The following is a 24,578-nucleotide window of genomic DNA, read 5'->3' on the forward strand; positions in this document are numbered from 1 at the left end:
TGGGGGGTTTATCCATTACCCTAAAGCGCTTCCCTTCTTGAATATTTGAAATAGAACGTCTTGTTGAGAAACTTTAGGGTAAACGGTGCCTGTAAAGGCATCGTTTATAGGTGATGCGTTAGTGCTAACTCTTAGTGATATTGCATACGTAGTGTTCGCATTGATAGTTAACGTTGTGTCCTCTACGCCCTCAGCGCCTTGCCCTGTGTTTGTAGCTAAGCTAGTTCCTGATGTTGTTCTTACATGAAGTGTCGTTGACTTATATTGATTTGATCCACTTTCTCCTGAATCGGGAATACTAACTTTTATCTTTCTTATATATAGCGTTCTTGTGAATGTCGCGCTAGCAATGTTAAGTGTCGCTATTTGGGTTTGGCTTGCGCTTATTTGCGTTAAGTTGACAGGCTTGGTTATTGTATCCGTAATATCACCGCTCAAATTCTCCGCATAAACAGTGCCGTAAAAGCTCGCGTTCTGACCAAACAATTCATTGATATACGCTTGATTTATTTGCGCTGAGCCAATGGCCCCATTAGCAATGTACGTAGTTACATTTGAACTCAAGATTTTACTAAGTCCTGCGAATGGGCCAAGAGAAGGCTTACCAGTTACGCTGTCATAAGCAAGTGAGTTTAAGTATGCCAATGAGCCAAGCGCTGGCTTGCCTGTCACATCGTCATAATCTACTGAGTCTTTAGCGGCTAAATCGCCAAGCGTAGGCTTTCCGCTCAAGTCTGAATAACCTAAACTGCTTAAAAATGCGAACGCTCCAAAGTTTGGTTTACCGCTTAGGCTATCGTAGCTAACCCCGTCCTGTGTCGCTAAAGCGCCCAAACCGGTTACTTTAGAAGAAGCTATTGCGCCAGTAGATGACATTACAACGTTTCCGTTGGCATCCTTTATTGTTACCGATTTAAGCGTTGCGCTATTGGCGTACATGTTGCCACTTGGGTCAATTGAGAAGTTACCCGCCCTAGCGCCGGTTATTCTATTGTAGTTTATTGACGGTGTAGTTAATGACGATCCGACAGTCACGCGATTAGATAGTAAGTCATCAGTAACTAAGCTTTTTATAAATGCCTCGTCAATAATTGCAGTATTAATAACTGTCTTACTATCTGACACCGCAAACACAGGCGTTAAGTTAGTAGGATCTTGATCCGTAATAACCGCAAGCTTTGCGCCTTTAATGGCAAAAATAGGCTCAACACCATCATTAACTAGGCCTACACTTGTTGTTAGGCCTGCTACTGTAGATTTAACGCCCCATAGCGCACTGTACTCACCTTCATTGGTGGCTACTGTTTCACCTAACACCTGCAGTGATGCGCCTATGCTATCTCCATTCTCATCTTCTATTTGAGCTTTCAGTGTTTGGCTAGCGCTACTAATGGCGCTATTAGCTTGTGATTTAGTGTAGTAACTATTATATAAATCAGCGCCTATGCTTGAGCCGTTTGGATCTTCAATGGCACTTTTTAGCTGCGTAGTTGCTGAACTTATCGCGCTATCAGCTTGTGTTTTTGTGTAATAGTTGGTTTGAAGTAATGAATTTACATTGCTAATCTCAGTATCAAACTCTGATCCAAGACTTGTGACAGCTGAGCTTATAGCACTATCTGTATCCGTTTTCGTATAATATGTCGTTTCAAGTCGTGATGCTAAATACCCAATGCCATTGCCCAGCGATGATTGTAACGAGTCCGCAGATTCACTAATTGCACTATCTGTATCAGCTTTCGTGTAATAATTAGTTTGCAAACCCGCACTCAAGTCGCCTATATCGCTATCAAGTGTTGACTTTAAAGCTGTTGTAGCTTCGCTTATTGCACTGTCCGCATCGGTTTTGGTGTAGTAATTCTGCTCTAACCCAGCGCTTAGTTCGCCTATGTCAGTATCAATCGTAGACTTTAACCCGGTAACAGCTGAGCTTATCGCTAAATCTGTTTCAGTAGTTGTTGAGTAGTTAACGTATAGATCAGCACCAATGCTTGATCCGTTAGGGTCCTCGATGGCGCTTTTAAGTTGCGTTGTCGCTTCTGCAATGGCGCTGTCTGCCGATGCTTTCGTGTAGTAATTGGTTTGTAACTCTGCTGTTACAGTCTCTAAAGCTTCATCGTCACCGCCTTTTATAGCCGCACGTAAAGCCATATCTGCACTGGCTATTGCTTCGTTAACGTCTGCGCTAGTGAAGTAGTTATTAACTAAATCTGCTTTTACATCGCCTACACTGCTATCAAGCTTTAACAGGTCTTGAGCGGTTGCTTGTGTCTTGCTTACGAAAGTAGTTTGCAGTTGGTACAAGCTAGATTTACTTTCCTCTATAGCAGAATTTAAAACAAATATAGACTCTGCTAGCGCTTGTTGCTCGTTCGCAATAACGCTTTGCTTGCTGATTATATCCGCTTCCGATAGCGTTCTTCGATTTTCGGCCAAGTCATTTGCTAACGCGTTTTCTATTGCGGCTTGTGCGCTTGGCTCAAATTCAGCCCTTAGCTGTTGGTTAGCGCTTGCGGTTGACTGCTCCGCATCTACTTTAGTTTGGAACTCGTTAAATAGCGTTGCGCCCAGGCTATTACCTTCTGGATCTTCAATCTCGCTTTTTAAAACGGTTGTAGCCTGGCTAATTGCTTGATCTGTTTCCACTTCGGTTCGGTAGTTGTTTTGCAAATCAGAGGTAATGCCGCCAATATCGCTATCCAACGTTGATTTAAGTGCGGTTGTTGCTTCGCTTATCGCTGTGTTTGTGTCTACCTTTGTTGAAAAGTTAGTGTAAATATCCGCTGCTAAACTATCGCCGGCAGGATCTTCAATAGCACTCTTTAACTGCTGGGTCGATTCTGAAATAGCGAGATTTATTTGCGCTGTAGTAGAGTGATTATTCTGCAAGTCCGCAGCAACACTTCCTATGTCGCTGTCTAAAGCAGATTTTAGCGCCGTGGTAGCTTCACTTATTGCGCTATCAGTATTTGCTTTTGTGTAGTAAGCATTAACCAGCGTTGCACCTAGGCTGTCACCGCTAGGATCTTCAATAGATGATTTTAATAGCTGATCCGCTTGCGCAATTGCGCTATCAGCATCCGTTTTAGTGTAATAATTTTGGTCTAAGCCTGCGCTTATTTCGCCTATATCGCTTTCAATATCAGAACGTAACGCGGTTACTGCTGAGCTAATAGCGCTATCCGCATTAACCTTTGTATAAAACTTGTCGTAAATTTCAGCCGACAAGTCACCAACGTTTGAGCTTAATTGAGTAGTTAACTCACTCAATGCGTTGTCTGTATCGGTTTTCGTGTAGTAATTAACTTGAAGGTTTGCGGCTACGCTTTCGCCTTCTGGATCTTCAATTTCAGATTTAAGCGCTAGCACTGCATTTACAATAGCCTCGTCTACAGTTGCCGAAGTATCGTAATTATTTAATAAGGTAGCTGATACGCCGCTTATGCTTGATTCGAGTCTGTTAATTTCCTGCGCTGTAGCAAGTACGTTCCCTGCAAATGTTTCGCGTAATGTGTAAAGATCTGATTGGCTATCGCCAAACTCAGACCGCAAAGCAAAAATAGATTCAGCAAGTGCGCCCTGCTCGTCAACAACCACTTGTTGCTTTGAAATTATCTCTGCTTCAAAGTTTAATCGCTTGGTGTTCGTTTCATCATAAGACAAAGCATTTTCAATAATTGCTTCGCTTAATGGCTCGTACTCTGCGCGTAATTGTGTGTTTAATTCAGCTATGGCACCGTCTGTATCTGTTTTTGTGTAATACTTTGTAAATAATTCAGCGCCTAAGCTATCACCTTGCGGATCTTCAATAGCTGATTTTAATAACGTTGTAGCATTACTAATGGCACTATCTGTTGCTACATTAGTGTAGTAATTAGTTTGCAAGTCGGCGGTAATGGTTTGCACCGCACTGTTATCACCGTCATCAATCGCCTGTAAAAGCTCCGTTTTAAGAGCGCTAACACTGCCGGCTATCGCACTATCCGCATTTACTTTCGTGTAAACATTCTCGTAAATATCAGATTGAAGATCATCAAGGTTTGAATTTAACTGCGTTGTAGCCTGTGTAATCGCCTGGTTAACTTCTGTCGTAGTTGAGTAATCAGTAAATAACGTAGCACCAATGCTATTACCGTTTTCATCTTCTATTTCAGATTTTATTAATTGCGTTGCCTGACTAATGGCTGTGTTTGTATCCGTTTTAGTGAAGTAGTTGCTCTGTAGGTCTGCGGCAACTTCACCAATATCACCATCTAGAGTAGATTTTAGGGTTGTTGTCGCTTCGCTAATCGCGCTATCGGCTTGTGTTTGAGTGTAATAATTTGTTTGTAAGTCCGCTGTAATAGCCAAAGATAAAGCTTCATCACCATCATCAATCGACTTTAATAATTCAGACTTTAACGCTGTTACACTTCCGGCTGTCGCATTGTCTGCTTCTACTTTTGTGTAAACGTTTTCGTAAATGTCAGACTCTAGCCCACCAATAGCAGAGTTGAATTGATTTACTGACTCGCTAATAGCAAGGTTAACGTCTGCTGTTGTTGAATATTCTGAAAACAACGTTGCGCCCAGGCTTTCGCCTTCTGGATCTTCAATGGCGCTTTTAAGTATGGTTGTGGCTTGGCTAATGGCGCTATCGGTTGCTGTTGCCGTGTAATAGTTGGTCTGCAAGTCGGCTGTAATAGATTCAGATAAGGCCGTGTCGCCATCTTCAATAGATTGCACTAGCTCAGACTTTAATGCCGTCACACTGCCGGATATAGCGCTGTCCGCTTCGATTTTAGTGTAAACCGATTCAAAAACATTTGATTCAAGATCATCAATGCTAGAATTTAGAAGTGTTGCAGCTTGGCTAATGGCGCTATCGGTTGCTGCTGATGTGTAATAGTTATCCTCTAAGTTTGCTGAAACATTGCCAATATCACCATCAATTGTAGACTTTAAAGCTGTTGTCGCTTGGCTTATTGCGCTGTCGGTTGCTGCTGATGTGTAATAGTTATCCTCTAAGTTTGCTGAAACATTACCAATATCACCATCAATTGTAGACTTTAAAGCTGTTGTCGCTTGGCTTATTGCGCTGTCGGCTTCTACTTGTGTATAAAAGTTTTCATGTAGATCAGCATTAACGCTTTCAATGCTAGAGTTCAGTTGTGTGCTAGCTTCACCAATTGCGCTATCAGTATCCGCAGCCGTGTAATAGTCACTCGTTAAAACCGATTGAAAACCGTTTTCGACTTCTGACTTTAATGCGGTTGTCGCTTCACTTATCGCACTTTCAGTATCGACCTTAGTAAGATAATTTACCTCCAAGTAAGATTTATTACTTTCAACCTTGCTGTCTAACTGAAATATTTTAGACGCGCTAGAACTTATACTATTTGAAACAGCTTTATCAAGCGCAGTAATGCGTGCACTACTGTCATTAAATTGAGTTTCTATTTCAGATATAGATTGCGCTAACGCTTTCGACTCGTCCGTTATCGTTTCTTGGGTTCTTATAATACCTGCAGTTATAACTTCTTGGCGCTCTATAGCTTCATCATTAGCAAGCGCATTTTCAATAATTGACTCAGCTAAAGGCTCGAACTGGCTGTTTAATTCAAAAATAGCGCGTGATACGGCTTGTTCAGTGTCAACCTTTGTCGAGTAATCAGTGAAAAGCGTTGCGCCCAGGCTGTTGCCTGTAGGGTCCTCGATGGCACTTTTTAGTAATTGCGATTCAGTTGCAATGGCTAGATCTGATTCTACTTTGGTGTAGTAATCATTCGTTAATGTTGCGTTTACGCTTGAAAACTTTTCATTGAAGTCAGTCGTTAACGCATCATCAAGATCGCTTATTGCTTCGTTAACTTGCGTGTTTAGTTGCGAGCTTAGCTGCGTTGTCGCTTGGCTAATTGCGCTGTCGGTGTTTGTCTTTGTGTAATAGCTCTGATCAAGTAGCGATGTTATTTCTTCTTTCGCGTCATTATCACCGCTTTCAATCATTGAACTTAGGTTTGTTACCACCTGGCTAATTGCGCTGTCCGTTGCAGTTTTGGTGTAATAATTTGTTTGCAGAGTTGCGCCCAGGCTATCGCCGGTAGGGTCCTCGATGCTGCTTATTAGCTGCAATCCGTATGCTGTTATAGCACTGTCGGTTTCTACACTTGTGTAATAGTCGCTGTTAATTAACGCCGCCAAACTATCGCCACTTGGGTCCTCTATTTCGGCTTTTAATTGTTCAGCCGAAAAGCTTATCGCACTATCTGTACTTGTTTTAGTGTAATAATTTGAGTCAAGCAGAGCGCCAATGCTATTGCCGGCAATATCTTCTATTTCAGATTTAACGGTTTGCGTAGCTTGAGCGATTGCCTCATCTGTTGTCGCTTTTGTGTAATATGTACTCTCAATATCACCCGAAAGAGCAAGCCCGGTTGCCTCTATTTCAACTCGTATCGTTTCCGCTGCCGCTGCTATCGCTTCACTTGCCTCAGCCTTTGTAAGAAATTCAGCTTCAATACGCGCATTAACACCTTCAAGCTCAGATTCAAAAAGCGTGAATTTAGTTGTATTGTTAGTCCAGTTTTCATCGTTAATTGCCGCAGACTCGATTAGCTGTCTTGCTAATGAGTCATTGCTTATTTCTACTGACTCAATGCGTGATCTGGCATTCGCAGCAACTTCCTTGGCCTCGCTGGTTTCATCCGTAAGATCCTCAACCTCTTGGCGTATCTCCGGTATTTCAGTTTTAAAGCTGCTTATCTCGCTTTGCATTTCTGGAATGTCAATTAGGTGCTGATCAACAATCCCTCTTATCTCAGGAATATCGACAAGCGTTTTATCAACATCGGCACGTATTGCGGGAATATCAATTAAGTTTTGATTTACGTCCTCGCGCAATGACGGTATATCAATTTTAAATTGGTCTATATCGCTTTTAAGTGCTGGTATCTCAGTAAGCTTTATATCTTCTATGCTAGTTTTTAATAAGGGTAGCTCAGCTAGGTTCTTATCAACATCAACTCTCAATTCGTTAATATCTATGCCTATATCATCAATATTAACTTTTAATGCGGGTACCTCAGTATCAACCAATTCACCAAGCATAAAATCAAGCGCAGGTATCTTCCCAATTTCAGACGTTAAAAACGTCCCTAAGTGAGACTTCTCAATCTTGCCGCCAATTTCACCCAAGATTAATTCAGCAGAGTTAACCGTTTCTGCATAGATACCGCTTGCGCCTTGGGTTGGCCCTTTCATATCAACGACATTTACGAAGCGGACCCAGTAATAATATTTAGAGCCCATATTTACAGCGTCGCTAAATATATCCGCAACTTCTGTCGCTATGCGCGTTGCAGTGCCAAATATATCTTGCTCACTTCGCCATATTTCAGCATACGCATGGCCTCTGTACGTTGGGTGATCCCATGTTATTGCTATAAAAGTAAAGCCGCCTGTAGCAGTTAAGCCAACCGGCGCGTGCGGTCTCTCTACTCCGCCGGTTGAAATAGGCAAGCCGCCGGCGTTTGTGCCACCATTAGCATTATTGATAAGCGCGTTGCGCTTCATATCATCTAAGTTAACTAAGTCGCTAACCAGTAAAGCGCGATTATCCCCTTTGCCACGTTGACCGGTTAAAATTTCAATGTTTTCGGCCATAGCACTATCAGCCGGCTTTTGCTTTCCCTGTCTGACAATGCCAGGAAACACACCTTTTTTTAATTTAGCCATTAAGCGGCAACCTCGCGCATAGTTGTGGCAATAGAAATACTGTGGATAATACCTTGACCGTAAACCTCAAAGGACCATGAGTTACCGCGTGTGTTTGGTAGTCTAAAAGCTGATTTTGGTATTTGACCTGGTTCTAAGTGCAAGACGACTTCGTTGTCAGCATAAATATAAAGCCCTGCAAGCTGCGTATCGACACCTTTAACCATCGCGCACGCAAAGCTTAGGTCATTAGCCGAAAACTCTTTAGAGCGCCATTCATAGCTCATTAGTGATAGGCTAGAATCCCACTTACTAAGGTTTGCGCCCTGGCATGTATACAAAACATCATCAACAAGACTGTTGAACCCGCAAATTGCTGTGGCTGTAAAATGCCTAAAATCACCATTGCTCGGATCAAAAATAAACGCTTTATCTAAGTTGGCACCGTAAAAAGCAAGATAGCGCCCCTCCTGGTGGTAAGCTTCGATAGTGCTTGGATCGTACTCCTGCCATTGCTCACGCGTTATAACTTGATTGGTTAGCATTGTTAAACCGCCACTTGTTAAACCTATTAATCCGTCAGGACTAGCGTATATGAGCGTGCCATTTACAATGACTGCAGATCTAGCGTTTGTGCACGATTGGTTAGACTCTAGCTTTTGACCCGCCATTGAGTCAGGGCTTATACCACTAAATAAATATGGGTAGCCTTTTGTTAAAACAGCTAACGTATTGCCAAGCGCAGCAACGGTTACTATTTCGTGCTCAGTTGTTAGCTGGTAAGCGCTAGGCCAAGCGTAAGGAAGGTATGACTCACTAAAGCAAACTGTGCTATCAAAAAAACCAGCCAATATGCCGTTTGCCATCGACGTTAAACCAATCATGTTTTCGTTGGGCATTTCATAATCGTATGTATCAAGTGATGAACCTAACTCGTCCGTTGGAATGTTATCTACAAATTGGTTTTGTGAAATTGGTATCTCTGCCACAAACAAGTAATCAGCTATGCCGCCGCCGGTTGCCGTTCTGTATATTCTGCGGTGCGTTATATTTGACGCATTTACATTTGGCGGCGATAAAGCAAGCGTTACGTATGTGCCTTCTTCGTCTGGGTATCTAATGTCAAGACGCTGTGATGCTTCGCCCGGCGAGCCTTCTTCGCCCTGCTCAGTTACAAACGTGTGCGTGTAGTAGCGCGTTTCGTCATCATTAGGATCTATTTCATCGGTTGCCGCATCGGTAACAATGGCGATTATCGGCACTTCTGGCGATTGAACGCCAAGACGATAAGCACTAGCAGGCATATTAGAACCGCTAAAAATAGCGTTGTTAGTTACTTTTGGGTAACCATCACCCGTAAAGTAAACACGTTGCCAAGGATCGTCAGCAATCGGGCTCGCGACTGCGTTAACCACTTTATCCCAGGCGAACCAATGTTCATTTAAGTGCTGGTAAATGGTTTTTGCGTTTGGTAGTACAGATATACCGGTTAGTGCTGGACGCTTTAGAGGGGAAAGATTGCCATTATCAAAATGACAACCATACGCTTTAGATGCTGATTCATTGGGGAGTAAACGAGGATCGATTTTAGGCCGTTCACCGGCAAAAGTTTTAACGGATATTGCAGGCATAGGATTCGCTTATTTTAGTTTGAGTAGTTTGAAGGGGATTGGTTTAAAGGTTTATTACTTTTCGTTCCCACTTGTGAGCGCGCTTGCAGTGGTTAGCTCCATCAAAAGGCTTTGCAAGAAAATCAATCACACGCATTTGATAGTGGTAGCGCTTATCGTGCGATAGCCTAAAGCTGCGTGCTGAAATTGACTCAAGCCTAGTGCCGTGGCTAATGCTGCAAATAGCTATGTCTATGCTGTATAAGCTATTGAATGCCCATGAGCTACCGAACAGCGCAACTATGGATAAAATAACAAAAGGACCAATAAACAAAAGGCCACATAAAATGTAGCCTATTAACGTTCTTAGCGTTTTTAGTGTCGTTAGCATAGTGTTCTCACTTACTCAAAAAATGCCTTTCTAGCCAATACAAAAGCTAGACCAAACTGTTTAAATTCACTTTCATCATCAAGCACAAGTACCTTGTTGCCTTCGCATGTTTCAGCATTGAACTTGATAGGGAAGAATTGATCATCGGCACCAAACTCTGTTGCCAATTCAAGCGCCGACTTTAACGCGGATAGTCCATTTTGATTAGTTTCTGTTAACGAGATATCTAATCCTTTGAATGTTATCCCGCGTGACTTCGCTATTTTATGAGAGTAGGGTTCAAGCACTTGCTCAACCGTCTTAACGTCTGGGCGCTCTGGTTCTTCGGGTAGTGGCTTTGGCGTTGGTTCTATTAGCTCGCCATCCTCACCCGTTACCGTCTCAAGCTCTGAGTTTTCAAGCTCAACCGCTTTAGCTTGTTTTAAGTAATTAAGATATTCAGCCGCCCATTGGTATTGTTCTAACTCTGATTGCAAAGCAGCGAATTTATCAATGTGAGTAACCTTACCCATATCTACAAGTTGACCAATATCTTTAGCTATTGGCGCTTGCTTTAGAGTAGGCCACCCCTCAGCATTAAGCAGAGGGTTTTGTTCATCATCAAGCACTACAAATTCAATAATTTTATTTGTCATTTTTAATCCACCCTAATGGCTCAACAATACGTGCGGTTCCTACTTTTACAGTGTTTCCGTTGGTATCGAGCATGGTTGTTTGATTGTCTGCGATATGAATTTTACTATCATCACCCCAATCACCATCGTATTTAAGCTCGGTATACGCGTAGTTAATAAAGCCTTGTTGGTTTTCAACTACGTTGTAGTTTAGAGCTTTAACACCTACCGACCCAGCATAAATATCCAAAGGGGTATGTTGCGTAGTTAAGGTGTTTGCCCCGATCAACAGGTCTAGGCCACCCCCAAATTGAACGTTGGTTAGTCCTAAATAGCTTTGGTCCTTACCTGCACTGCTTACCGTACTCCCTACTGGAACCTTACCAACCAAGGATTGAACCCATGCTGCTCCTGTTTGAACCTGATTTCGGGAGGTGGCAAAGACCAGCCCCAGCCCCTGCAAATGTCCAAAGGGTTCAGCGTTTGGCGTACTCTCCGTCTGATTAGCCAATGCTTGGTGCTGGAATACCGCCACATTACCTGTAGCAAATAGTGTCGGGTGTGCAATTGAGTTGCTAGATTCTAATAGATTGAACGCTGAGTTTGTTTCAAGCCAAGTATCTCCAAGGTTACTACTGTAACTACACAGAATATTTGTTGAACTAGTCACCTTTCTAGTAAGCGGAAACCTGTTGCCTGAACCGTCAGGGATAGTGGGGCTCCAGCTACCAACCCATCCATCTTTTAAGTCGTCACACTGTAGAATATTCGCAGGATCTCCGATTACCTCTGTCATATTAAACTCACTAGATAAGGAAGCACCTGTAGGCGCAACAACAAAAAAGTATAATTCGTCGCCTCGGCTTACAAAATCATCCGATTTATCCGAAGCTTTAGAGCTGGAAGAACTAGCACTAGCGGGTGTTTGGCCTTGAGACGTTTCTGCCAGTTTTATTATCTCGGGTGCATAGGTCTCAAAATCCAAAGCGTTAGTGGAATTAAAAAACTTGAAAATAAGAACGGTAGGTCCTCCAGTGTAGTCAAAGATTTTCTCTACGAGGGCTATTGTCCCTTTTGAGGGGTTATATATGTAACAAGTCGCCTTTGAATTTTGGTACGTACTAGTCAAACCCAAAGAAGCTAGAGTGTCAAACATTTCAGTAGTAATAGGTACGCGTCCGTAGCTCGTTTCCGTACTGTTAACTTCGGTGCTAGGGGTTACTTGAGAAAATATTCTTGTCGTGAATAGGCGTTCGGTTCCACGATACTCACCACTCTTAACCTTTAAATCTGCCTCAGCAAAATCTTCTTGAGTTAAACCCCACGCTGAATATCGCATGTCACGGCAAACACCACCCTGACCGCTAGCGTATATAACATCATAATATCGTCCGTCAGGTCTGCCAGAGTAGCCCCCTATCCGACCCCAGGGCGAGCCGTGGTGAAATGTGGTCTTACCAGTATCTTCGGGAGTCTTTAGGGAGTAGTCAGTGAATGTGAAACAATTAAGTTGGCTATGCTTATTAGCATCAATTTCATACCAATCCATATTTCCCGTAGATGTCTCCCCAAGGTATGACCCCGAACCTAGAGGGTTGTAACTAGGATGATAAGCGCCTTGGTTAAGCCTATTCACTGTGCCGCAGACTAAAAAGTAGCACTCACCATTTGCGGCCTTGGTGGATATATCGACTAAGTTTAGATGTTTTGCTATAAATAGGCCAGCATAACGTGATTGCGATCTATCAACCACAAATTGTGAGTTTGTATGATATCGGTATGCATCAACATTCGCAGTCCAAAAAGGTAGACTCTCAAAATCCCCATTTGAGGCTCCTATGGGCGTAACCAATCTTGTATTTGTAGACAGCAAGGCACCCGAGGTCTGGGTAGGATCGTTACCTAAACCATTCCAATCCCCATTGCCCGCACCCGCAAAGCTACGACCACGCACACACCATTGATAAAACTTACCTGTGGCATCATCAAAGTAGATATTGTTTTCAGGGTCACTAGCTATTGATATGCGCTGTGCTTCTGTCGCTGTTTGCCAATTAACGCCTTTACCTGCGCTTGAAGAATCGCCTTCATACCAAGCAAAATATGTAGCAGGGCGAACATTATCAGTGACCGTTGTCACTCCATCAATATTCGCTGACTGGCTTTGAATTAAGCCATTAGCGTATACAAACGGGTCAGCATCGTTGATTTCACGTAAGAAAGCTTCAAAGCCCCACATATCTACGCGGTCAGTTACGACTTTATTAGTGTCGGTTTCGCTTGCAAATGCAATCGCTGGGGTTGCGTGGGTTACGCTAATACCCGTTGCACTATCATAGGTGCGAGTACCATCTTCTGCGGGTGGGAGTTTTACAATAAATGAATCTCTATCCCAAGCTCCAACGGAATAGCCCCGATCTGCTACCAGTAGTTTTGTTATCACACCCGCAACAGTTATAACAGGAACGTCTGTTTTTGACGTTCCCGAAGGGGCGGTGTCATTTCTTCCTAGGTGTAATACCTGAGCCCTAGACAGCACTGCGGCCGTGGGGTTTACATACATACCCTGATTTATATTCTCCTCCCCATAGTGCTTACCGAAATGCACAAAACCACTCGCCGCAAACTTTTCATTATTCACAGCACGGCGCGCTTCAAACTCAACTTTACGCATTGCATAAGGGTATGGGTGAATAGTATCAAGCTCAGCAAGCTTTTCATCGTGATCACGAACCATCTGTGACGGTGTTTTAAGTGATTGTTTTAAGCCGTGACTGTCTGTTAATTCTTCGCTTGCGTTATCTGAGTTAAGCCAAGTGCGCAATTCATCTAAAAACAATTGCTTTTGGTTGAACTGAACAGACACTTGCCCAGCGATGCGCGTTAATATCGTGCCGGAAGTATTGCGCACAATTGCATATGTTTTATTTGTGCCTGTAGAGCCCTCAAAGCCACGATCAAGTGTAATGCTTGTATCGCTATTGACCGCTGTAACTTCGTACCAGGTCTTTGCATCTAGCGTGAAAATATCACCAATAGCAATAGCAATTACATCGCTTTGCCAATTTGTATCCACACCAACGACTGATTGATTGTCGTTAGTGACGTTTACTTTACCTACGCGATACCACGCGCCTGCGCTTGCCGTCATTTTACTGCCCCTTCTCTTGCGCCATCATTGCAACGTCTGCTTGGCTTTTTTCACCTAACTGACTTCTAAATGCGTTCATGTGCATTTGGCTCTTATTAGGGTTGGCCGCATATTCAGCATCTTTCATGTATGAACGGTATAAAATCCATTCAATGATTGCGTTTACGTACACATCATCAAGCGCAATTACTTCGCCTGAGTCATTGGCTGCGGTATCAATCGCCGGCGGCGCTTTAGAGTAAACAAGGGTTAAATTAATACCGGTAACAACACCAGGGTAAACGTAGAATGTTTTCGGGTTGCGCTCGTCATAAATATAAAGCTCTACTTCTACCGCTGTTTTACCTGCATACCAAGTATCATAGTTATCATCTAACACTTGTCGATTGTATGGGCCGCGAATAGCCTTACCGGATTCATTGCGAGGAATATCAATAAGCTTTAAAGCATCTGCTGGGAGCGTTTGCTTAACACCTTCAACACACGCAAAGTCGTCAATATCAACGGTGTAAGAGTCAGGACGGCGCAAAACAATAGCTCGTTGAGCGTCATTTAGATAATTTAATAGCTCGTCTTTAGGCCAACGAGTGTAGCCCGGATCGTTTAACAGCTTATTTACGCGCTGTAAGATTTCGTTTGATGTAATAATAGCCATTAGTAAAACACTCTTGTTTGTGAAGGTCTTTGCTCGTCCAGGGCTTCGATAGCAACTTGAAAAGCATCGCGGTAGCCATCGGTAAAACGGCGTTTAAAGTAATCAGACTTTGCCAGATCGGTCCATGCAGTATTAGGCATCATCAACAACGTTGACGCGGCACCATCTGCGATAGCGTCAGCCCAGCGGTTAACAATTGTGTTATCCGCTTCAAAGTCATTAGGTAGAAGGAATTGCGGGGCGATATGGTAAAACACACGCACTTTAGACGATGTGCTGTTTACGGTTACAGTGCCGTTTGACGATACCAAGTAGTCATCTGAGCTTTTAAGCTCGCTACCATTGGCATCTAAAACAAAATCAACACTGACAAACACGTGATCATCATCAATGTTAAGCTCCCCGCTTTGGCCTTTCTCAATTTCTTGAGTGCGAGCTAAAAAACGAGACTCATAACAAAACTTTTGATAGGCGCGACCTAGCTGGTCTTTCGCCATCTGATCAAGAACGCCCCCGCAGCGTTCACGAACTAACGGGATCAAGCTAGATAATTGCGCCATGATTATTCGCCCTGGTCTGTATTTTCGTCAGCTACAGAAGCGCGGAACGCATCACGTACTTTCTTGCAGTATGCTGGTACTGGTTTTTTAGCACCTTCAATAGTTAAGTCGTGCGCTTCAACAAATGTATTAAGCTGATTTGAGCTGTACTTACCTAAGTCGATTTCTTCGCCATCAACGATGATCAACATGCTTGCATCAAGCGCTTCTTGCTTTTCAGCTTCTTCGCGTGCAATGCGTTCTTTTTCGGCCTGTTCTGCTAAGAACTTTTGGCGCTCGATATAGGCTTTAGCATCTTTTTCGGCAACCCAAACTTGGTTAAAGTCTAAGAAGCGTTGAACAAGATCAGACGGCACTGCTGTTGGTTCGCCTTGCTTGAAAATAGTGCGGGTATTACATACGGTGTCTTTTTTAAAAGGCTTCTTACCGATGTAAACGATATTCGTTGTATTGCTCATGGATATTCCCCAATAAAAAGCCCCGCAATGAGCGAGGCTTGATTTAAACGTGTATCTAAAGGCTTAGTAACCTTTGTAGCGGTACTCTAGTTGAAGTACAACTTCGCCGGTTGCCGCAGCTGATCCCGTATTTTTAACAACTAAATCACTTGGACCTTCATCGCCAATATATACAGGCTTAACAAATGCGCCTGCATTGCCAGCACTTGCAGTATCAAAAGCGGTTAAGTCCTTTTTACCACCTGAATGATCAACAACCTGAACTGTTAGCTCAGTGTCAGCGCCTAGCGCATCGTTAATAATACGAACGCCAGTGATTTGCGTGCCGATTGGCAAGCCATCCGAAGCAATAGTTGTAGCATTAGCCGCTAAAGCAGCAAGTGAAACAGTTGCTACGTGTAGCGATAGGTTACCGGCGGCACCTTTATAAAATGTTTCTTTCATAATTTTATCCAATTATTAAAAGTTAAAATGAAAAGCCGGATAGCTCCGGCATAAAGGGCTTACTGTAGAGATACAGCCGTATCAATTACCATCGTGCCGTAATCGTTTACGCGACCTGTTTTGTCAGAGAAACGTACTTTCTTACAACCATTCATCCATACGATAGCTGTTTCGTTCGCATTGCCGTGGTCGGTTTTCTCTGTAGTCATAGAGAAGTGTGAGCCCGAATCAGACTTACCGTAAGCATTCGCAAGCGCTTGACCACCAAGAAGGATTGCACGATCGATAGTTGTACCCGCTTCAACAACTTTAGTTGTCGCTAACTTATCGTTGTTCGATACAGTCACTTGATCACCTGCAAAGAAGCGTACAGGCTTACGATATTGACGAACAAGAATGTTGCGCCACATGATCACATCACCTTTGAATACAGGGTGATTGAAACCTTGGCCGCGTTTCATAGCGCGTGATTGAAGCTCTTGTAACTTTTTATCAGTCGCAGAAGCATAAAGGTCACGCCATTGGCGCGGAGTTACGAATAACAAGAAGAACGGGGACTCGTTAGCCATTTGGTCAGCTTCAAAGCTAATGTGCTTCATTGGGTTAGCTTGTTCTTCCAGGATAAGCGCTAAATCGTCCAGCTTTTCAAGCGTCATAATATCCGCAGCATCAATTCCTTCAAAGCTTGTCGCATCACCACCAAACTGGTGACGGTCATACGTTGGAGCCATCACATCGTTAACCATGATTTCTTTAAATTCTTCATGATCTTCAAGTGGAATAATAAAATCGCTTGGCGCATAAGAACCACGTGCACCGGCCAAGTGATACATTGCCATTTCATCTTTAAAGTCGTTGTAGTAGTTACCTAACAACGTTTTAGCAGTGCTAAGCAAGTTGTGCTTAGTACGCTTTTGCGACATTTTACCGCCGCTATCAACCATCTTACGACCTTGGTCAATACGCAATTCAAATACTGTTTTGCTCAAGCTTTCGCCACGGCCTTCTAGTTTTTTATCGCCCATTGTTGGTAAACCGCTTAGGTTGTGGAATAAATCCATTTCAACCGAATCACCGGCTTGGCTTTGCAAGTCGTTGATCATAACCACTGGCGCGCCCTTTTCAGTTTGCTTTTTGCCGTGGGCCATATCAGCTTTAGCCGCTTTTGGTGCCGAACCCGTTAGCATGTTCACGAACGTATTTTGACGGCGTGTATGTGTAAACAGGGCAGCGCCAAACGCTTTAGCCGCTTGTGCTTTTGTAATTGTGCTCATTTTAATTTCCTAGAGAAAATCTGACGCGCTCTCAAGCATCGCTTCAATTTGCGCTTCGGTCATACCTTCCATTTCTGCTGTGATAGTCGCAGCATCTTTGTCCAGTAAGTTTGCGTTAGCGCTCAGATCGCTGGCTTGTGTGCCTACGTCAGTGGGGGTATTTGGGATTGGTGCAGAGTTTGCGTTGCTTGGCTTAGGCTTGTGCTGTTCACCAAAGGCGCTTTGTACGCGCTTTTCAACTTCTTTAAATCGCTCTGCTACAGATTTTTTTGCAAACGATGGGTCTTTTGCGAGCTTGTCATCAATAACCTTTGCCATATCCCACTTATCAACGTCACTTTCCATCCACTGTTTTAAGTGCTGTGAATTAGAAAACGCGTCTTGCACTTCATTTTGTGAAGTAGGTTGTTGTGGTGCCGGCTGGCTTTTGGTGCCGTATTGCTGAATTTGATTAGCAAGTTCACTAACTAATTCGCCTAGCTCTGGGTATTCGTCCTTTATGCGTTCCATTAGCTCAGGATCTTTAAGCATTTCACCTGGTAGTTTGCGTGGATCTATTCCAGCCTCTTTAAGTTGGCTGCTATGTAGCTCGGCTACACGTTTAGATTCTGCAAACTGGCTTTCAAGTTCTGCTTTTTCGGTGGCTAGTCTTTCGCGTTCTGCTTCGGCTGCTGCTGCGCGCTCTCGCGTTTGCACAAGTACGTCATACGGTAAACTGTGCTGACCGTTCTTGCTGCTTATATCCGTTGCTTCTACGTAATACTTACCGTCAATTTCAACAAAACCTTCTGGTGCTTCACCTTCTTTGGTTGACGACTCCCCTTCTACGTCTGTTTTAGCTGGTGTTTCGCTTGTTTCCTGCTTTGGCTCTGCCGCTGGTGTTTCTTGTTTGATTTCTACTACAGGCTCTTTTTCGCCATCTTCGCCACCAAACAACGTATCACCATCAATATCAAGACCAGCTAGTGCCGCCTCGATTTCTTCGTCAGTGCCGTTTGCTAATATCTCGTCTAGTTCGTCCACTTTATTACCCCATCGACCATTTAACGTATGGTTACGAAAATTAAAATTTAGGCGTATCGCTGCCCTTGCGAATTTGTGCATCGCACAAAAAAGCCGCCTTGATTTCTCAAAGCGGCTTCATTTCTGCGTAGTACGTGTTTTTTTATTTAGCCTGCGTGAATGGCTTGTTTGACTACGCTATGGAATAGCGCATCTTTGACTTGCTGTTTTTCAGGTAAGTGATGAAATGGCTTCAGGTGCTCATGCGTTTTGTTTTTGATTGAGCGTTTAGGTCCGTACTTCCAGCCGGCAACAATCATTTTTGCCACCCATGCGTCATGCCATGCTTTAGCGTCAGCATCGATGTTGATAATTAAAAACGCCACATGCTCAATAACACCGTCTTTTTCTGGCTGCTCTAGCTCATGCCAATGCTTTAATGGCTCACGAATTACCGCTGTGTAAGCTTGATTAACTTCGTGACACATTTTTGCAATGGCTTGTATTTGTTCAATGTGATCTTCTGGTATGTGGTCTATGCTCTCTAGCTGCTTCATTGCTACACCTGTATTGCGTCTAGTTGCTGTTGAATGTTTGCTTGTACGTTTGATTTCATTGCCGCTATTTCAGCATTGCTTCTACGCACTTCACTTAAAATCTTTTCAGTTTCAGCTATCAACTTGTCGTCTTTAACTTCTTCTGTTTCAGTTTTCTTCTGTAATTCAAGAATTTTTACTTTTAGCTGTTCTCGCTCAAGAGTTAGCTTTTCAAGATTGCCTTGAATTTCTTGCATTTGTAGCTGTTCCATTGCCTGTGCTTTTTCAGCTTGGGCTTGTGCTTGTGCAAGTTCTTCTTCGCTCATATCTTCTTGAGGCTTAGGAATGTTTAACGCCTGGCGTAGAGTAGCTAAAAATTCCTCTTTATTCGGTAGGTCCATTAGTTCAACGAACATAGGCATTGTCGCTGCTTGTGCTTCTGGCGGTATTTGTGCCATTACATTGCTTAATAGCGTTGCTTGTTGTTGTCGATACGTTGGCGTAGCTTTAACCGGTGCTAATGCTAAGTGGCCTTTCCATCGTGCAACATCGTTATTGCGCTTGCCTTCTTCGTTAGGCTGGTTAAGTACAATTTGCTTGCGTTTGGCCTTGTCATTACGGTTAACGGTTACCGCCACATTGTTTTGTGGCTTTAAATCTTCAATTTGATAAGCAAGTAGTAAATCACCCACTCTGTTGCGTGAGAAATGAAAGTTATCATTTAATTCAGCAAGTGTTGTTGTGCCTTGCTCAACCAAGTTAGAAATAGCAACACCGCTTGTCGCATTACTGTCTTGCCCTAACATGGAATTATAAACGCCGGCTGTATCCTGGATTAACTTCATATCGTTTTGCATGAGGTTAAATTGCTGCGCTGCTATGCCTACATCATTTTGAATGCTTAACGCGTCAGAGGCTTTTAGCTTATTTTTACGCTCCGGGTTTAATGGTATGTAACCGTCCGGCTTTTCAACTTCTTCTTTTAATCTGTCATTACTTAATTGTGTCGCATCTTCATCGGCAACAATTCTACGCGCTTGCAGTAAGTAGTTAAGGCGTATAATACGCGCATTAATACCGTCTTGCGCTGGCACCATGCGGCTAATAAGGCCGTAAGGTTCGCCGCTTGCATCTTTTTGGTAGCCAATGAAAGGCACTAAGTTATACATGCCGCCTGGCGCTTCACTAGGTCTATCAATGATGCGATGAGGGCCAACAAACCACGCTTCACGAACATTAGAGAAAGAAGCGTACTCAAGTTGCACTTTACCGCTTTGCACTGCGGCTTGGTGTATCTGATTTGTTTTATCGTATTCAATAATGCGCCCGTCACTCATTTTAATAACGTGTGCACGCTTCCATACTTTGTAGTAGATAACCTGCAGTAATACGCGGTTACGAGTTTGGTCTAGCCACTCGCTTTGTCCGCGTGTCCAACTTTGACTGTCGTGCCATGCTGAATGTAACGCGTGTTCTTCTACATGCTCTTTATCAACTGTGTTGTAAAAATCTTCCCACAAATTAACTGAGTTTTTTAAAATCTCTTTGTGATCAGGGAAAGTTGCAAGCGCTTCGTCCAGGTCCATCCATTTTTTACGTAGCATCCAACGTGCATCGCTGCGATCTGCTTCTTGTGCGTTCCAATCCCACCACACTTCGCGGCGGTGAATAAACTTAACACGATAAGGTGCGGCAAAAGGAATAGGGTTTTTCGTGACTTCTACCCAGCCAATGCCAGCTTTTAATTGACTAGCATACGCATCTGAACAAGCACGATCAGCATGAGATAAACGCCATGCGTCCTTAAACTTCTCATTTAGACCTTTTGCCAGTTCTTCGCCGTTTTCATCATCGGCCACGATCATTAAGTCAGAGCGCGAGCGAGCTTCTAAACCAAGTACGCCATCAATAGTAGGCCCAATCATGTTGTGCACTATTTCCGGCTGTCCTCTGCGTCTAAGTACCGCTCTTATATCCTCAGACAATTGATCGCCATCATAATAAGCGCAAGCCTTAGTTGCTGGTGTGCGCCAATCCGGTTGACTATCTATATCGCCTAGTAGCGTTAACAGCTTATCTAGCGTAAAGCCGTCTTTATTTGATTTTACGTGATCAGCCATTTGTTATCGTGCCATCCAATGATTAGGGTTGTGTGGTGCAGGTGTATTATCTTTAATTAATCGCTTAGGCATTCTTACTCGCATTTCTTGTGCAATTGCATAGCTCATTACCTGGTCATCAAAGCCGCCTGATTGCGCGCCCATTCGACCTTTTTTGTCGTAAACAAACGTATTGAGCTCGTTAACTGTGCCACGCCAAACAATGCCGTCTTTATCGTGAGTAAGCAGTTCATCAAGTCCACTCGTTAAAATTGGCTTTGATTGTGCGCTTGTATGCCAGCCTACCTTTCGTGTTTCTTCGTCTGTATCTTCACGATCAATGTGTTCTTCCGTGTAAATCCGGCTGGTTGGGTAAATCTCAACAAGCTCTTGAAGTGTTGCATGACCGTGATTGTTTCGCTCAACGCCGATATAGGCCTTGTTATACATAAGTCCGATATGCTTGTTTATGTGTGCAAACCGCTTAGGGTCTATATGACCGAACCAATGTGCTACCTGTCGCCCGTCCGATCTGGCAACAACGTCTAATGAGCTGCGATCGCCGTGTTCCAATCCTTCGGCAACATCGGCACCGATCGCATAATCTTCGTTCTCGTCTGGTAATTCCCACACAAGCAAGTAACCAAGTGTTGATTGAGCCAGCGTATCGCCACCTTTAGCGCTTAAATTAACCTTGCCGTTCATTTTTTTACGCTTGCCAGTGTAAGGCTCAATGTCATAAACCAATATAGGCTTAACGCATCGACCCTCAACGCGCATCAAATCTTCGCTATCAAACACTTTGCGGCCTGATGTTAAGAATGCTTCCATCGGTGTAGATGGATATTCCTGCTTCATTTTGCCTTTTTGGTTGCGTTCCTTGCCTATGTACCAGCTAATTTGCTCGTCTGTGAGTGTTGCGCCGTTAGCTTCTTCGACTGCTTTGAAGTATTTGGCCTTTTCCTTTGATAGCTTTAAGCCACCCGGCGCCACTGCCGCTACATACTTAGGATCTTCAAACCAAGGGTAAAAATGAAATTTAAAGTCTTGCTGACCTAAATCTATACCGGATGCTAATAGTTCCATTGCATCGACTGACATATCAAAGAAATTGCCGCTTGCGCCTTCTGCTGTTGACTCTATAAAAATATAAGAGTCTTCATGTACCGCATTAAGTGAGCCCGATTGAACCTCGTCTGCTCGTAATGGGTAGTTAGCGCATATTTTGCCGTATTCAGATACATGCAAAACCTGCAGTGTTCCCGAACGGAAAGAAACGGCAACTCGTATCCATGAGTCATTGTTAAACTTAATCCCGGTGCCTGTTTTACTCTTTACTGAGCGTTTGCCGGTTTTAAGCCAACTTGGTAACCGCTCATAGGGATACAATATCTTTGAGGAAAATATTGCGCCGGCTTCGTCTTTACCCTGCGCGATTACCCCGCACTGCCTGTTGTCGTTAAACATGGCGTGGTCCAGGATAAAAACCTGTATTGCCGTACTGAACCCCAATTGACGCGCTTTTAAGATGATGTTTAAGAACCACATCGTCATAAACAATACTGTTTGCGCTATACGACAACGAAATAAAACTTCACGGCCTTTCTCGTCCGCAATGATGTATAAGTTGTTTATTCGCCACCACCAACAATCAAGGTATGGCTCGCAACGCTCTAATAGCTCAACTTCGTCTAGTTCAAAGCGTTCTTCTGGCGTTAACCAAGTGCTTTTAGGGTATTTAGCTAGTTTGGGTTGCATTACTGACTAACCACGGTATCTAAACCGCCTGTGCGTTTATCAATGAAATCATCAAGCTTACTAGTACCGCCAGCTTCTTTGCGTGCTTTAGCTGCTTCATGCTCTGCAATTTCCGCTTGATGTTTGCCGCGCTTGGTAGCGTGAACCAATGATTTTGTTTGCTGTGCTATGCGTGCTGTTTCAGCAATCAACTTACCGCGTGCTAATGAGTCTGTTTCTATGCTTGATAGCGTCTTAGTTATCGACTCTGCGCGTGTAATGTTTCTATCAAGTGCGTTTTCAGCTTTGAACATTGACTCATAAAGCCGTGTTCTTGCGTCATTGTCAGTGTCAGGATCATCTAATAGATTTTGAATACCTGGCAAAGCTTCCATAACCATGTGAATGCGAGCCCGACAAAGATCAAGTTCATCTTCAAGCGTTGTTGCTTCAACAAGCTCGTTAACCTCACCTTTAAAATACTTTGAATAACCGCCATGCCTAAAGTTTGGCGCTCTTGTGAGCTTTTGGCCTTCATCCTTTACAACCTTGCGCGGTGCTGCTCTTGATGTTCTTATATGCTTTCGCGCAGTGCTGTAGTTTAATTTGTTGTTATCGCAAAAATCACGCAACGATATTTTTGTTTCGCTATGCTCTTTTTGGAATAGCTCATTTAAATCGCTCCATTTTGACACTACTTGTCACCGCTATTGCCTTTGATGCCTATGCGGTTCTGAAAGTGTTGCTCTAACATGAATATAGAGCGGCCACCCATGTGGCCCGCAATACCCGCAGTCGCAGCGGTTATTGTTGCTGATAGCCCCATTTCTTGACAGATAAGCACTGTAATTATTCCCGCAAAACCGCTTATAGCCCATTCGCCTATTAATTCCACAACGCTAAACGGTAGTTTGTCCTTTTTTCTGCGCGTTAGATAATTCACGGTGCCACCCCAAATAGCGAGCAATAAGAACCAAACGTAACCAAGGCCCAGATCAATCAAGCTCTTTAATATAGGCCCTGTTTCGTTAGGCATTTTTGTTCCCTAATTTTGTTTTGATAATGCGCTCAATTAGTGGAGTTACATTTTTCATTGCTCTTTCGCCAAATAGAAAAGCGAGCACTAAAAAATTAATAATCCACAAAGCGCTCTCTTGTGTATCTGTTAATCCTGTCCAGGCACCACTAAACACATTAAAATCAATGTATAGAGTTGAGTAGCCCCAAACTGGACGCTGACAACCGCGTAAAAAAAGCATTAAGGGACCAAGTACAGGGATAGATTTTAAATCTTTAGCTGTTCCCTCTAATTCTGCGATGCGTCGATTAAACTCGGCTTGCGCTTCATTGTTTAGCTCTTGCACCTTTAATGCTTTCTGATCTGTGGCTGTTTGTATGCGAAAAGACAATTCGGCCTTCTCTTGTTCGCTCATGCTTGGTGGGAAATAATCTTTAACAGCTTCAACAACTGACGAACCGAAGCCGCCACTTACAAGGTCGATTGCTTTAGTGAATAGATTTTTACTCATGCGTTTACTATCTCCAATGTTGCCGACTTACCATCAAGCAGGATCATTAGCTCGTTGAATGCGCCGCCACTATTTAAAACTGCCCACTCACTGCTGACAGTACCAAGACCTTTGCCCGGCGCAATACAACCGGCTAATTCAGTTGCTTTGTTTGCAACATGAATAAGAATATGTGTTCGTAATGATGGTCCATAGACAGTTACGCCTAAATTTTGTTGCTGTAGCGCGTAGCACGTTCCATGCTTTGGGCTTTCGTGGGGTACTAACTCGTAGATTCCACAAGGAACGCAAGAAATAGACGGTTTATTGTTATTCCATTCACGTTCGACAGTAAAACAAACTAACTCGCCTTTTGCGTATAGCTCGCCAAACGTGCCAAAAATACCCTTTGGTGTTGGGAAGCGTTTTAATAAAAGTTTCATAGCAAAGCCTTTTGTTTCGCGCATAAAAAAGCCCGGCTGTTAAACCGGGCAAAGCAAGTAGCATAGAGCAAAAAAAATCCGCTCAGTCATAAGCTAAGCGGATTTCTTCAACATGTGAAAAGATATATCAATCTTGGGGGGTTTGCAAGCGGATGTTTATTGCTGGCTCAAATTCTACAGCGTAAAAAAGAACATTGAGCCGATAAACAGGACAAATCGTTACAATTCCCCTTCAATTGTTCCGCTAAAACAGAACATCAATTAAATATCAATAACTTACAACTTTGATTGTTCCGTCATTTGTTCCGCGTTGTTCACCCTAAATTTATCAATAAACAATAAAAAACGCCCTTAATTAGATTAAGAGCGTTGTTTTGTTCCGGTGTTGTTCCGTTATGTTCTTT

General features: G+C 43.3%; 18 protein-coding genes. All 18 read right to left on the reverse strand.

Features of this window, described 5'->3' with window-relative positions; all coding sequences use genetic code 11:
- Positions 1 to 15: 15 nt before the first annotated feature.
- Positions 16 to 7,713: a hypothetical protein gene (locus CXF89_RS03870; protein ID WP_121953844.1), complete on the reverse strand. Its 7,698-nt coding sequence runs from the start codon at positions 7,711 to 7,713 to the stop codon at positions 16 to 18.
- Entirely contained in the window at positions 7,713 to 9,323 is a 1,611-nt protein-coding gene (locus CXF89_RS03875) for a hypothetical protein (RefSeq protein WP_121953845.1), read from the reverse strand. Before CXF89_RS03875 ends, CXF89_RS03870 begins: the two co-directional genes overlap by 1 nt.
- A gap of 43 nt (positions 9,324 to 9,366) precedes the next feature.
- Complete coding sequence (locus CXF89_RS03880; protein WP_121953846.1) at positions 9,367 to 9,693, reverse strand: hypothetical protein; 327 nt, start codon at positions 9,691 to 9,693, stop codon at positions 9,367 to 9,369.
- 11 nt (positions 9,694 to 9,704) lie between these two features.
- The gene (locus tag CXF89_RS03885; RefSeq protein ID WP_121953847.1) at positions 9,705 to 10,328 is read right to left on the reverse strand and encodes a hypothetical protein; all 624 of its coding nucleotides are present in this window, start codon (positions 10,326 to 10,328) and stop codon (positions 9,705 to 9,707) included.
- The gene (locus tag CXF89_RS03890) at positions 10,318 to 13,458 is read right to left on the reverse strand and encodes a hypothetical protein (RefSeq protein WP_121953848.1); all 3,141 of its coding nucleotides are present in this window, start codon (positions 13,456 to 13,458) and stop codon (positions 10,318 to 10,320) included. Before CXF89_RS03890 ends, CXF89_RS03885 begins: the two co-directional genes overlap by 11 nt.
- A gap of 1 nt (position 13,459) precedes the next feature.
- On the reverse strand, positions 13,460 to 14,113 hold the full coding sequence (locus CXF89_RS03895) for a phage adaptor protein (RefSeq protein WP_121953849.1): 654 nt from the start codon (positions 14,111 to 14,113) through the stop codon (positions 13,460 to 13,462).
- Complete coding sequence (locus CXF89_RS03900; protein ID WP_121953850.1) at positions 14,113 to 14,673, reverse strand: hypothetical protein; 561 nt, start codon at positions 14,671 to 14,673, stop codon at positions 14,113 to 14,115. Before CXF89_RS03900 ends, CXF89_RS03895 begins: the two co-directional genes overlap by 1 nt.
- Before the next feature lie 2 nt (positions 14,674 to 14,675).
- Entirely contained in the window at positions 14,676 to 15,131 is a 456-nt protein-coding gene (locus tag CXF89_RS03905; protein ID WP_121953851.1) for a hypothetical protein, read from the reverse strand.
- Between the two features lie 63 nt (positions 15,132 to 15,194).
- Positions 15,195 to 15,575 carry a hypothetical protein gene (locus CXF89_RS03910; RefSeq protein WP_121953852.1) on the reverse strand — a complete coding sequence of 127 codons (381 nt, stop codon included), beginning with the start codon at positions 15,573 to 15,575 and terminating at the stop codon, positions 15,195 to 15,197.
- 59 nt (positions 15,576 to 15,634) lie between these two features.
- A complete protein-coding gene (locus tag CXF89_RS03915) occupies positions 15,635 to 16,849 on the reverse strand; it encodes a N4-gp56 family major capsid protein (protein WP_121953853.1) in 1,215 nt (404 codons plus the stop codon).
- A 9-nt stretch (positions 16,850 to 16,858) separates the two neighbouring features.
- Positions 16,859 to 17,872 (reverse strand): hypothetical protein, encoded by a 1,014-nt coding sequence (locus CXF89_RS03920; protein WP_145990797.1) that lies wholly within the window; start codon positions 17,870 to 17,872, stop codon positions 16,859 to 16,861.
- 146 nt (positions 17,873 to 18,018) lie between these two features.
- Complete coding sequence (locus CXF89_RS03925) at positions 18,019 to 18,408, reverse strand: RyR domain-containing protein (RefSeq protein WP_121953855.1); 390 nt, start codon at positions 18,406 to 18,408, stop codon at positions 18,019 to 18,021.
- A gap of 2 nt (positions 18,409 to 18,410) precedes the next feature.
- Complete coding sequence (locus CXF89_RS03930) at positions 18,411 to 20,507, reverse strand: portal protein (protein ID WP_121953856.1); 2,097 nt, start codon at positions 20,505 to 20,507, stop codon at positions 18,411 to 18,413.
- 3 nt (positions 20,508 to 20,510) lie between these two features.
- Entirely contained in the window at positions 20,511 to 22,244 is a 1,734-nt protein-coding gene (locus CXF89_RS03935; RefSeq protein ID WP_219621661.1) for a terminase large subunit, read from the reverse strand.
- Positions 22,244 to 22,918 (reverse strand): hypothetical protein, encoded by a 675-nt coding sequence (locus CXF89_RS03940; protein ID WP_121953857.1) that lies wholly within the window; start codon positions 22,916 to 22,918, stop codon positions 22,244 to 22,246. Before CXF89_RS03940 ends, CXF89_RS03935 begins: the two co-directional genes overlap by 1 nt.
- Positions 22,918 to 23,259, reverse strand: a complete 342-nt coding sequence (locus CXF89_RS03945; RefSeq protein WP_121953858.1) for a phage holin family protein — start codon at positions 23,257 to 23,259, stop codon at positions 22,918 to 22,920. Before CXF89_RS03945 ends, CXF89_RS03940 begins: the two co-directional genes overlap by 1 nt.
- A complete protein-coding gene (locus tag CXF89_RS03950) occupies positions 23,252 to 23,752 on the reverse strand; it encodes a hypothetical protein (protein WP_121953859.1) in 501 nt (166 codons plus the stop codon). Before CXF89_RS03950 ends, CXF89_RS03945 begins: the two co-directional genes overlap by 8 nt.
- Positions 23,749 to 24,198 carry a DUF5675 family protein gene (locus CXF89_RS03955; protein ID WP_219621662.1) on the reverse strand — a complete coding sequence of 150 codons (450 nt, stop codon included), beginning with the start codon at positions 24,196 to 24,198 and terminating at the stop codon, positions 23,749 to 23,751. The genes CXF89_RS03950 and CXF89_RS03955 overlap by 4 nt, the downstream gene beginning before the upstream one ends.
- Between the last annotated feature and the right edge of the window lie 380 nt (positions 24,199 to 24,578).

Origin of the sequence: Pseudoalteromonas sp. MelDa3 (assembly GCF_002863625.1) — a bacterium.
GTDB lineage: Bacteria > Pseudomonadota > Gammaproteobacteria > Enterobacterales > Alteromonadaceae > Pseudoalteromonas > Pseudoalteromonas arctica.